At 40.8% G+C, this 11,141-nt stretch carries 9 protein-coding genes and 1 pseudogene; 2 read left to right on the plus strand and 8 right to left on the minus strand.

Annotation, left to right across the window (positions count from 1 at the left end; genetic code table 11):
- Positions 1 to 134 precede the first annotated feature (134 nt).
- From QZ548_RS04225 to aroF, 8 genes are all read right to left on the minus strand, one after another.
- Positions 135 to 1,214 carry an IS30 family transposase gene (locus QZ548_RS04225; protein WP_024064843.1) on the minus strand — a complete coding sequence of 360 codons (1,080 nt, stop codon included), beginning with the start codon at positions 1,212 to 1,214 and terminating at the stop codon, positions 135 to 137.
- Positions 1,215 to 1,373: 159 nt separating this feature from the next.
- Entirely contained in the window at positions 1,374 to 1,991 is a 618-nt protein-coding gene (locus QZ548_RS04230) for a type II toxin-antitoxin system RelB/DinJ family antitoxin (protein WP_295868565.1), read from the minus strand.
- 284 nt (positions 1,992 to 2,275) lie between these two features.
- A complete protein-coding gene (locus QZ548_RS04235; RefSeq protein ID WP_295868568.1) occupies positions 2,276 to 3,511 on the minus strand; it encodes a shikimate kinase in 1,236 nt (411 codons plus the stop codon).
- Between the two features lie 123 nt (positions 3,512 to 3,634).
- On the minus strand, positions 3,635 to 4,774 hold the full coding sequence (locus tag QZ548_RS04240; protein ID WP_295868571.1) for a bifunctional chorismate mutase/prephenate dehydratase: 1,140 nt from the start codon (positions 4,772 to 4,774) through the stop codon (positions 3,635 to 3,637).
- Positions 4,761 to 5,855: a chorismate synthase gene (gene aroC, locus QZ548_RS04245; protein WP_295868573.1), complete on the minus strand. Its 1,095-nt coding sequence runs from the start codon at positions 5,853 to 5,855 to the stop codon at positions 4,761 to 4,763. Before aroC ends, QZ548_RS04240 begins: the two co-directional genes overlap by 14 nt.
- A 72-nt stretch (positions 5,856 to 5,927) precedes the next feature.
- A complete protein-coding gene (gene aroA, locus QZ548_RS04250; protein WP_295868575.1) occupies positions 5,928 to 7,196 on the minus strand; it encodes a 3-phosphoshikimate 1-carboxyvinyltransferase in 1,269 nt (422 codons plus the stop codon).
- Between the two features lie 10 nt (positions 7,197 to 7,206).
- The gene (aroB, locus tag QZ548_RS04255) at positions 7,207 to 8,259 is read right to left on the minus strand and encodes a 3-dehydroquinate synthase (protein ID WP_295868580.1); all 1,053 of its coding nucleotides are present in this window, start codon (positions 8,257 to 8,259) and stop codon (positions 7,207 to 7,209) included.
- A 74-nt stretch (positions 8,260 to 8,333) separates the two neighbouring features.
- Positions 8,334 to 9,347 carry a 3-deoxy-7-phosphoheptulonate synthase gene (gene aroF / locus QZ548_RS04260; RefSeq protein WP_295868581.1) on the minus strand — a complete coding sequence of 338 codons (1,014 nt, stop codon included), beginning with the start codon at positions 9,345 to 9,347 and terminating at the stop codon, positions 8,334 to 8,336.
- Positions 9,348 to 9,824: 477 nt separating this feature from the next.
- Between aroF and QZ548_RS04265 the strand changes: the two are divergent.
- Both QZ548_RS04265 and QZ548_RS04270 read left to right on the plus strand, forming a co-directional pair.
- Positions 9,825 to 10,237, plus strand: a pseudogene (locus QZ548_RS04265) (GNAT family N-acetyltransferase).
- Between the two features lie 114 nt (positions 10,238 to 10,351).
- Positions 10,352 to 10,810 carry a DIP1984 family protein gene (locus tag QZ548_RS04270; protein ID WP_295868584.1) on the plus strand — a complete coding sequence of 153 codons (459 nt, stop codon included), beginning with the start codon at positions 10,352 to 10,354 and terminating at the stop codon, positions 10,808 to 10,810.
- Positions 10,811 to 11,141 lie beyond the last annotated feature (331 nt).

The following is an 11,141-nucleotide window of genomic DNA, read 5'->3' on the forward strand; positions in this document are numbered from 1 at the left end:
AGCGGTACCTTCTTCTTGCTCAGTACGTCACTACGTTCCGTAAAATCGCTTCGAAAAAGGTACCTCTATTTTTATTAATTTTTGCTATGAAGATGTCCCATTGTAGGACTATCAGACTATAATTAAAATATATCTTAAATTGCAATATGAAATTGAACACTCTGTAAATCCATAACTTTATTAACTTCTTCAATGAAGACTTCTTGAGGCGTTTTGTAATTCAACAGCTTTCGGGGTAAATTATTGCACCAATGTAACGCCCGCTGAATCGTTTCTTCTGACACAGCCTTTATGGGCGTTCCTTTTGGGATAAAGCGGCGTAATAGTCCGTTATGTCGTTCATTTGAACCGCGTTCTCCAGGCGAGTACGGGTGAGCAAAGAAAATAGATAAATCCTCTGTTTCTAATGTACTTATGTCTGCAAATTCACGGCCATTATCAGCCGTAATAGTTTTACATAACATGGATACATCGGAAACGGCCTTAAGAGACTGCAACCAATTTTCTAATGTCATTTTTACGTCCACGGCTTTAGCGGATAGACAACGTAAGGCTACATATAGGCGAGACTTGCGTTCTAACAATGAAACAATTACTTCATCGCTTTTATTCTTTATTCCTCGGACCGTATCTAGCTCCCAATGACCAAATTCTTCGCGGGTAGCAACAGATTCATCACGCAGATCAATGGATTTACCTAACTTGCGTTTGTGTTGCCTGTTATGTCGCTTCTTATGAGAATGGCGAATAACACAAGGCAAATCCATTGGTTTAAGACCTAAAATGCCTTGGTAAAGGTAGTTATATAAAGTTTTAGTACACACCATTTCATTGCGTACAAACAAACCCTTACGTAAGGCGTAGCCAACAGCAGCATCTAAGGACCATTTATCGACTCTTACCTTGTTTTCAACCCAAGATAAAAAGGGCTCAATAGAACCTGCTTTCAAAGTGTTGAAAGAACCTTGGCGGGTTCTTTCATAGGCAAGCTGACCGCAATCTGCTATATACATAAGAACAGCCTTGTTTTGTCTAATTTGAACCACTGTTCCACGCTTTTTCTCAGCATAAATCGTAGTTCTAGAGCGTCCTAATGCCTTGGCAATAGTATTGATAGGATCACCAGCAAGAAGGCGTTTTTCAAGATAAAAGCGCTCCTCTAAATTTAAGTGTTTGTTTGTACGCAATGATGTGATAAGATTAGAGCAGTCCATATTAGTACCTCGTGATTGATTGCGAATTTGATACTCTAATCTTATCACTTGTACTAATATGGATTTTTTATGTGTTCAGTTTCAATTTACAACTAAGCCTTATATATAGGATATTTTTCACTTCTTTTTCAGCAAGCTTACTAAATAAAACTTTATAGCTCATAAAAGAAGACCTTCTCTCTTTAGTTGCTCAAAAAGTTCTTCAGCTGAAATTAAGTTACCTTGTTCCATATCTATATATGCCATTTCCAGTAGCTGGTCGATTTCTTCGTCAGTAAGAAAGTCTGCATTCATAGAGTCACAAGCGATAGGCTTGTTTACTGACTTAGGAATTGCTTTTGAAAATTGTATTTGTTTGGAGATTAGTGTAATCAATAATGATATAGTTAATCCCATTTCTTTTAAGATAGCTGTTGTTAGTGTCTTAACTTTAGGGTTTATACGGATATTGAGTATGCCTGTTTTATCAATTTTATCAAAGGATATTTCTATTTCGTTTGCTGTTGATGTTCCGTATGTACTTATAGTATCTGAGGCCTTTAATGTTCTTCGAGGTTGTTCGTAGGTGCCGTCATTCTTGAGTGTACTTGGCGTTGGTGTTTTTTCGGTAGGAGTTGTTGGTAAAGCAATGGCAAATGGGATACGACGTTCTTTTATAATTTGACGAAATAGTGCGTCTAGCATAGAGGTGTAGGATAGGCCCTGTGCCTTTAATATGCTAGATACTTCCTGTTTTAGATCTTCGTTGATGCGGACTTGTAGGTTTACGGTTTTCATAATATCCTCCTATGATTCTTTATTATTGTGACTGTAGTGCGTCGAGTATTGTATTAATTTTATAGTAAGCGCATGTTAGTTTTTGAATTTTATTTGTAATTACATTGTAATTGCAGATGGTAGATTTTACAAATATATATAATACATAGGACATATAAAAAGGCAGTAGTTATCTTTAGGATAGCTACTGCTTTTCAGTTTATATCATTGATGTCATGATATGAGTTTTAGTTTTATCTAGAAATACAGATGTAAAGTATTTTACAAATTTGATATATAAGCTCTTACAATAAGTTTGCCTCAAAGTCTTCTAGGATTGCCGCCACTGTTTCTGGTGCATTGCGATTATGTTCTACGATGCATTGAGCGAAGCTTTCATACATTGGTGTACGCGTTGCTTCTAGTTCGCGTAATCGTTCGATGCCACCACTAGAGAGAACACGACCAGAGGTAGATAGGTTTTCTACTGGTTGTGTTAATTGGTAGATACGACCGTTTTGGCGTAAGTGTGCGAAGTTTTTAGGAACTGTTACACAGCCGCCGCCAGTGGAAATAATAAGACCTGTTTGAGTACCGAATTTTGCAATCATTTCCGCTTCTTTTTCACGGAATGCTGGTTCCCCTTGTTCTGTAATGTATGTGGAAATGTCTCCAATTTCTTTTTCTAACTCATGATCCACATCAACGCAAGTACGGCCCATTTCTTCACCGAGCGCTTTACCGACTGTAGTTTTTCCTACGCCAGGCATGCCGATGAGGATGATGTTTTCCTTTTCACGGCGCATATCTCGTAAGACTTGCTCAATTTCCTTTGTGCCAAAGCTTTCACCTTGAAAATGGTTAGCCGCCTCAACGCCTTGAGCCACGAGGAATGGCAAGCCATCACAATGAGGAATTTCCATCATTTCTGCTTGTAACAACAAAATCGTACGGCGTGGATTGTAGATGAGATCTACAACGCCTTCTAATTTGGAGAATTGTGTAATATCGATGAGGTTAGCTGGATTATGAGGATACATACCGATAGGTGTGCAGTTAATAATAATCTGTGCTGTTTCGTAGTAATTAGGCGCATCACCATAGAATGGTGCGGTCTTACGAGAGAGGTGAACAATGTTCTTAGCCCCTAAGTCTTCGAGAGCTACGTGAACAGTAGCAGAGGAAGCGCCATCGCCAAGAATGATACATTCCTTGCCAGATACATCAATGCCAGCATGTTGTAGGGTAAATACAAAACCATCGTAGTCCGTATTATAGCCGTGCCATTTACCATCTTTGCGAACCATCGTATTTACACAGCCGATGCGTTCAGCGCGAGGATCTACAACATCACAAACTTCAAGGGCATTTACCTTGTATGGGATAGTAATATTGATACCTTGTAATTCTGGATCCGCGAAGAACTCTTGCAGTTGGCTCGGTTCGCGCTCAAATAATTCGTAATTTGCATTCCCTAGTGCACTGTGAATGCGAGGGGAGAAGCTATGGCCTAACGTACGGCCAAGTAAACCAAATTTCATAGGACCTCCTAGGTCAATATACATAGAATGGCTAATAGGCTGGTACCTATTAGCCATTGAAGTTTCATAACTATATTCATTGTACTATATATGCCCTTATGGGGACTAGTACGGATGAATATATTAGTTTTCTGGATAATTACCGAGTAAGCGGAATTTATCTTGTGATGTGTGAAGCTCTGCTAGAACGGATAATACCTTAGGATCTGCTAAGGATGCTTCTAAATCGAGGTAGAACAAGAACTCAAAGTTATGGCCTACAATAGGACGAGACTCAAGTTTTGTAAGGTTTACACCGATATTAGCGAATTTTGTAAGTAATGTTCCAAGACCACCTGGCGCATGGCTTGCTGTAGTTACCACAGAGATTTTATTAGCCCCTGGGTATACGTGGAAGTCCTTGCTGATGCAGATAAAGCGAGTATAGTTGTTGTCGCTATTTTGGATGTTGCGCATCAATGGAGACAAATTGTACAAGTCTGCACATTGAGGTGCTGCGATAGCGGCTACACCTGGGTCATCACTGGCTGCTACTAGCTGTGCAGCACGCGCTGTATTATCAAAGGAGCGCAATTTGACACCTTCTAATTTTTCTAGGAAGTGGCTACATTGGCCCAATGCTTGTGGGTGAGAGATGATAGTATGAATATCTTCTAGTTTTGTGCCTTTTTTCACGAGTAGGTCGTGAGAAATCCATAGGCGTGTACCACGTACAATATAGCATTTACGATCTTCTAGAAGGTCATATACTTCTTTTACAGAACCATTGGAGCTATTTTCGATAGGTAATACACCGAATTGACATTCACCAGACTCAACGGCATCGAATACGGCACGGAAGCCTGTTACGTAGTGAATTTGGCTAAGTGGTAATAATTTATCGCATGCCACTTGTGCATTGCTACCGAACACGCCAGCACAAGCTACGTTGCCTCGTTGAGGAGGCAAGGTAGGGGATTGCTCAATGGCTTTTTTCATTTTTACAGTGAACTCATTATCTTGGAATAATTGTTCAGACTGGTACGTACGGCTCAAGCTAAATAATGCTTCGAAGAAACGACGCGCATATAAATCGAGGTCTGGACCTGCATCTCTCGTTACTTTATCGAGAATGTCGCGCTCCCGTTTAGCATCGTAAATGGCCTTATTCATTTCTTTCTTTGCCGCTGCTACGTCTTTGGAGAGTTCCATGCGCTCTTTGAATAATTCGAGCATCTGATCGTTTATATCGTTAATTTTAACGCGTACTTCATCTAAGTTCATGGTCAATATCTCCTAAGAAATCAAGAATAACGAGGGCTGTTACAGCTTCGATAACAGGTACTGCACGAAGCGCTACACATGGGTCATGACGACCTTGAATGGTGAGCAATGTGTCCTCTTTTTGTGAAAGTGATACAGAATGTTGTTCTTTATAAATGGATGGTGTTGGCTTGATGCCCACTTGCATAACGAGCGGCAAACCGTTGGTAATACCGCCTTGGATACCACCGCTATTATTGGTAGATGTTGTAATCTTGTCACCGTCCATGGTGAAAGCATCATTCACTTCGGAACCAAGCTTAGCACACATATCGAAACCGCCGCCAAAGGATACGCCCTTGATGGCTGGTACGCCAAAGATAACGCGAGCTAAACGGTTTTCGATGCCGTCAAAGTTTGGATTGCCAAGGCCAATTGGTAGGCCTGTAGCAACGACTTCAACGATACCACCGGTAGAGTCGCCGTCTTTTTTGAGCTTCATGACCAAGTTTTCAACTTCGCTACGTTTTTCTGGATTAATCATAGCGATTGGTTCTGTGGCGATGTTAGCTAATGCTTTCATATCTGGATGAACCATATCGATAGGAGCATCTTGGATCGTTCCCACTTGTTTTAAATGACCGTGGATTTCGATACCTTTTTCGCGTAATAGTTGAAGGGCGATGCCACCAGCTACGCAAAGTGGTGCTGTAAGGCGAGCTGAGAAATGGCCACCTCCGCGCATATCTACCTTGTCGCCGTAGCGCATGCGAGCTGTGAAGTCCGCATGAGATGGGCGAGGGATGTCGCGCAAGTTATTGTAATCGCTAGAATGCTGTGATGTATTGCGGATCATAAATGCCAATGGAGAACCGCTGAGCATACCGTCTACGATACCTGCTAAGAGCTCCGGTACATCGGCTTCCTTGCGCTGCGTTGTTAATTGATTTTGCCCTGGCGCACGGCGCTTTAAAAAGGCTTTTAATTCATCGATATCGATGGTATGTCCACAAGGTAGACCCTCTACAATACCGCCAATGGCGTACCCATGAGAGGCGCCGAAGGTAGATACCTGTATGGTTTTACCGAAATTAGATGCCATTATATTAACTCCTACTATATAGTACGTACTATTTCTATTATCTATTAGATTAAACCAGATACGATTAGAAATCTAAACTGGTTGTGCATTACCGCCCAGTAAGTTCCAGTCCTCAAAGAAGTCTGGATAGGATTTTGTGATAGCTTCGCTATCTTTTAAGGTAACAGGATTTTCACTGATGAGAGCCATTAATGTGCCAGCCATCACGAGGCGATGGTCATTTACGCAATCACCTTGGCCACCTTTAAGTATACCACTACCGATGATATATAGGTCATCACCGTCTTCACGAACTGTGCCGCCTAAGTCTCTTACAAGATTAGCAACGGCTACGAGACGATCCGATTCTTTTAGACGTAGGCGAGCACCCTTAACAAAGGCGCTTTCACCAGAAATAGAGCAAGCAAGGGCTGCCATAACAGGCAACATATCAGGCATTTGCTCAAGATCTGCATGAATCGGTTTAGAAGCGCGACCTGTGACCGTTACATTCATTCCATCCCAGACAACATCACAACCAGCATCAATCATAACTTGCATGATGCGGCGATCCGCTTGTACAGAGTTTTTGTTCATGCCTGTAATCGTAATTGGTTTGCCAGTCATACCGGCTGCCACCATCCAGATCGCTGCATTAGACCAGTCGCCTTCGATTTGATAATTATCACGACCGATGAAGGATGCACCAAATGGGACTGTGAAAGCCTCGTTAATATCAGTATCTGGTAAGGTGTGCTCTACTTCTACACCAAAATCGCGCATTGTTTCAGTTGTTAATGTCACATAATCGCTAGACTGAAGCGGTGTCGTAGAAGTAATGGTAGACAAGCCGATTTGAGGAGCAGCCAACAATAATCCAGAGAAGAATTGGCTACTCACATCTCCTACCATGGAGAAATTGCCCCCTTGAAGACGACCTGTCATAGTGAATGGCGGTTTATCTTGGGAAAAAGTTACACCGTGCGCTTTCATTTCACCTAGCATAGGTTCTAGTGGACGATCTGGTAAACGACCTTTGGCATCTACATCTACATCATTACAGATGGATGCTGCTACAGGTAATAAAAGGCGTAACGTAGTACCTGATTCGTGTGGTACTACATTGCCCTTTGCAGGAGTTGGGCCAGGAGTAACGGTAACAATTTTATTTTCATATACTACGTGAGCACCTAAGCCTCGCAAGGAGTCCATCGTTGCATCGATATCCTTAGAGGTACGACTCAGTAATATAGTAGATGGAGAGGTAGCAAGAGCTGCACAAATCAATGCGCGATGTGCATGTGCCTTTGCTGGGATGGACGCAATCGTCCCTGTAGGGATGGCGTTCGTTACGGAATGCATATAAATCTCCTTAATCTAAATAGGTGGCAAGCTCTTCGTGTGTTACCACCTTGAGCTCACTATGTCCATAGCTAGTAGGAACTACAATTTTTATAGTTGCCCCTTCGCTTTTTTTATCGTGTTTAGCAGCTGCTAAGATCTCTTCTTTCGTTATGGTCGTAGTAGTTGGCAAATCGTGTGCTTCGATGAGGGCTTTTAATTTTTCTAATGCCTCTGCATCTAATTCTCCATGTTTTACCGCACCTTGAGCCATGAGAACCATACCAATAGCTACCGCGTAGCCATGGTGGACTTCAAAGTGGCTCGCCTTTTCGATGCCATGACCAAAGGTATGACCTAGGTTTAAGAGGGCACGAACACCGGACTCACGTTCATCTTGCTCAACGATATCCGCCTTTGCTTGAACGCAGCGAGCGATAACGGCACTCACGCTATCGCGATGTTTTATTAATGGTTTGTGTTCGAGTTGGGTTAATAAACCTGGTACATCGAGGAAACCGTATTTGATAATTTCACCACATCCATTTTTCCATTCCATGTCTGGCAATGTATTGAGCGTAGTTGGATCGCAGAGAACGAGAATTGGTTGTTTGAAAGCACCCCAAAGGTTTTTACCTGCTTCAAGATTAACCGCTGTTTTACCGCCTACAGAGGAGTCTACGGCAGCTAATAGGGATGTAGGAACCTGTACATAGTCGATACCACGTAGGTAGGTAGCTGCTGCAAAGCCTGCCATATCGCCTACAACACCACCGCCAAGCGCGATGAGGAGGTCTTTACGCGTTAACGATTGAGCCGCCATATACTCTACTAAATCGATGAGTTGATGAGCATTTTTGGAGCTTTCACCAGCAGGGAACACATAATCACAAACCATATAACCCGCATGTTCCATATTAGCTTTCACAGAGTCCAAATAGTGCGGTGCCACATTGCTATCGCTGACAATAATAACACGACAATTTGGTTTTAACGGTTTAATATAATCGGTGATGCGTTGTAAAGCGCCTTCCTCGATGACAACGTCATACGGTGTGGATGCGTTAATGTGAATGCGAGTCATAACGGTTCCTTTCTTAGAAGAATAAGCTAGTATCTATTATAACGGATACTAGCTTATTTGTGTGATATTTGAGATTATTTAGTGCATTCTACCAATGCCTGGCGCAATGCGATAACTTCTTTCATAAGGCTAGTGAATTGGTCTGGACGTAATGCTTGAGGGCCGTCGCATAATGCTTTGGATGGATCGTTGTGAACTTCGATTATAAGGCCGTCTGCACCGCCGCCTACAGATGCAAGAGAAAGTGGACGAACCATGCGGCTCATACCTGCTGCGTGGCTAGGGTCCATGATGATTGGCAAGTGAGATAATTCGTGCATCATAGGGATTGCTGTTACATCTAAGGTATTGCGAGTTTTAGTTTCGAATGTACGGATACCACGTTCGCATAATACAACTTGTTCATTGCCTTCGGACATGATGTATTCAGCAGCCATCAACCATTCTTCGTATGTAGCAGACAAACCACGTTTTAAAAGAACTGGTTTGTTTAATTTACCTACTTCTTTTAAAAGTGTGAAGTTTTGCATGTTACGAGCGCCGATTTGAAGCATATCTACATTATCGAAGTATTGTAATTGGGAAATATCCATGACTTCGGAAACGATAGGAAGACCTGTTTCTTTTTTAGCGAGCTCTAACAATTCCAAACCTTCTGGGCCCATGCCTTGGAAGGAGTATGGGGAAGTACGAGGTTTGAAAGCGCCACCGCGAAGGATTGTAGCGCCAGCTTCTTTACAAGCTTTTGCTGTTTCAATTACTTGTTCAGGTGTTTCTACGGAGCAAGGGCCGGCCATTACTGCGAAGTGACCACCACCGATCAATACACCACCTACGTTGATTACAGAATCATCTGGATGGAATTTACGGTTTGCTTTTTTGTATGGTTCTTGAATGCGAGTTACTTTATCTACGAAATCTAGGGACTCGATTTGACGAGCATCAAGAGATGCAGTATCACCGATAAGACCTAAAATGTTGTAGCGAGCGCCTTCTACAGGATGGATAATGAAGCCTTTTTCCTCTAATTCACTGCGTAAACGAGATACCTCTGTTTCTGCTGCGTTTTGTTTTAATGTAATAATCATGATAAATCCTCCTTGTAAACTACAGTGAATAGTAGGGCTCACCATACGGGATAGCAAACAAAAAAGGGCTACCCGTAGTTTAATACGGGTAGCCCTTTTACTATTCTAAGCAACTAATAATGACTCAATCTTAATTAGCGTACCACAAATAGTTCCTTACCCGTACGTTGGATAAAGAACCAATAAAAGTATTGTTTTGTAGCGAGGCTAATTTGGTTAGTCATCTTTGGTTGCTCCTTTCTAAAATGTTGGGTATAGTATAAACCCAAATGATAAAATTATGCAATACCTAAACATGAATTTCATGGAAGTTTTAAAATATTTTGGCTGTGGGAATTAATAGAATTTAAGATGTTTGTTGGAATTAAGCGTGTTTTTGATATAATAAAAATAAGAAGTTTTCAGTGTTTATATTATGTTTCGTAATAAGCTTAAATCGATTTTTATAAATATACTTATTCTGCGAAAGGGTTACCTATGATTATTCAAATCTTAGATCATATAACTGATGAAATAAAACAAATACGCATTGATGTGTTTATGAAGGAACAGGGTTTTGAAGACGAGTTTGATGAAATCGATGAGACTGCAAAATTTGTCCTCTTATCCATAGATGGTAAGCCAGCACGTGCCGATATTTTCCTAGTGACGTAGCTGGAGATGCCCATATTGGCCGTATGGCGGTACGTAAGTTATATCGAGGACAACATCTAGGCACTAAAATTATGATGGCTGCTGAAAATGCTATTCGTCGCGATGGATATAAAACTTGCTCCTTATCCGCACAAGTGCAGGCAAAAACATTTTACGAATCCCTTGGCTATAAAGCAGAAGGGGAAGAATACCTTGATGAAGGCTGTCCACATGTGATGATGCGGAAGGTTTTATAAGTCGTTATACAATAAGAATAAGTTGATACTTAATACTTATATGAAATAGATACCTATATGAAGTCTAATTATTAATAGGTAAGTTAATATATTTTTGGTATGAGGTGAAAATTTATGAAACTAGCAGAAGCATTACAAGAACGAGCTGATTTAAATTATAAAATCAGCGATTTAGAGCTTCGTTTAACTTCCAATAGTTTAGTACAAGAAGGGGAAGTACCAAATGAGAGTCCTGAAGAGCTCTTGAAAGCATTAGATCAATGTGTAACTAGACTTCAAAAATTAATTGCTAATATTAATTTAACGAATTGTAAAACTATTGTAGAAGGTCGTTCTATTACTGAAATCATTGCTGAAAAAGATAGTGCTGCGATGCGTCTAAGTGCGTATAGAACATTGGCGAATAGCGCAGGTAGCATTAATTTCCGTGCAAGAGGGTCTGAGATTAAATTAATACCGACCGTTAATGTCAGAGATATCCAAAAAGAAGCTGACAATATAGCAAAACAAGTTCGTTTGTTAGATAACCTATTGCAGTCTGCAAACTGGACAACTGAATTGATTGAAAGCTAATATAGTTGGTAGTTTGAAACAGGGTGGACACAAAACTTTTGCTTTTACCAAGTTTGTTATGAATACATTCATGGGGCGAATGAAAATCTACAGTGTAGGCCTATTTGCGCACAAATGTATTGATACAATTTACAATGTATTACCACGTGTCAACTGTAAAAACGAGGGTGGCGTTGGGGGACTATTTCTAAATATAAACGATAAAAAGATACCCAATTCAAAGCTCTGGATTGGGTATCTTTTTTCTTAGTATTCTAATTTATCGAAATCAAATACCGCTACCTTTGATTATAGGTACGTTAGTAGTACGATATATTTAATTTTTTGATAA

Origin of the sequence: uncultured Veillonella sp. (genome assembly GCF_915069625.1) — a bacterium.
Classification (GTDB): domain Bacteria; phylum Bacillota; class Negativicutes; order Veillonellales; family Veillonellaceae; genus Veillonella.

Coding starts and splice junctions, on each gene's coding strand:
- QZ548_RS04270 (WP_295868584.1), top strand. CDS start 10,352: ATGAAACTAGCAGAAGCATTACAAGAACGAGCTGATTTAAATTATAAA.
- QZ548_RS04230 (WP_295868565.1), bottom strand. CDS start 1,991: ATGAAAACCGTAAACCTACAAGTCCGCATCAACGAAGATCTAAAACAG.
- aroB (WP_295868580.1), bottom strand. CDS start 8,259: ATGACTCGCATTCACATTAACGCATCCACACCGTATGACGTTGTCATC.
- QZ548_RS04240 (WP_295868571.1), bottom strand. CDS start 4,774: ATGAACTTAGATGAAGTACGCGTTAAAATTAACGATATAAACGATCAG.
- QZ548_RS04235 (WP_295868568.1), bottom strand. CDS start 3,511: ATGAAATTTGGTTTACTTGGCCGTACGTTAGGCCATAGCTTCTCCCCT.
- aroC (WP_295868573.1), bottom strand. CDS start 5,855: ATGGCATCTAATTTCGGTAAAACCATACAGGTATCTACCTTCGGCGCC.
- aroA (WP_295868575.1), bottom strand. CDS start 7,196: ATGCATTCCGTAACGAACGCCATCCCTACAGGGACGATTGCGTCCATC.
- aroF (WP_295868581.1), bottom strand. CDS start 9,347: ATGATTATTACATTAAAACAAAACGCAGCAGAAACAGAGGTATCTCGT.
- QZ548_RS04225 (WP_024064843.1), bottom strand. CDS start 1,214: ATGGACTGCTCTAATCTTATCACATCATTGCGTACAAACAAACACTTA.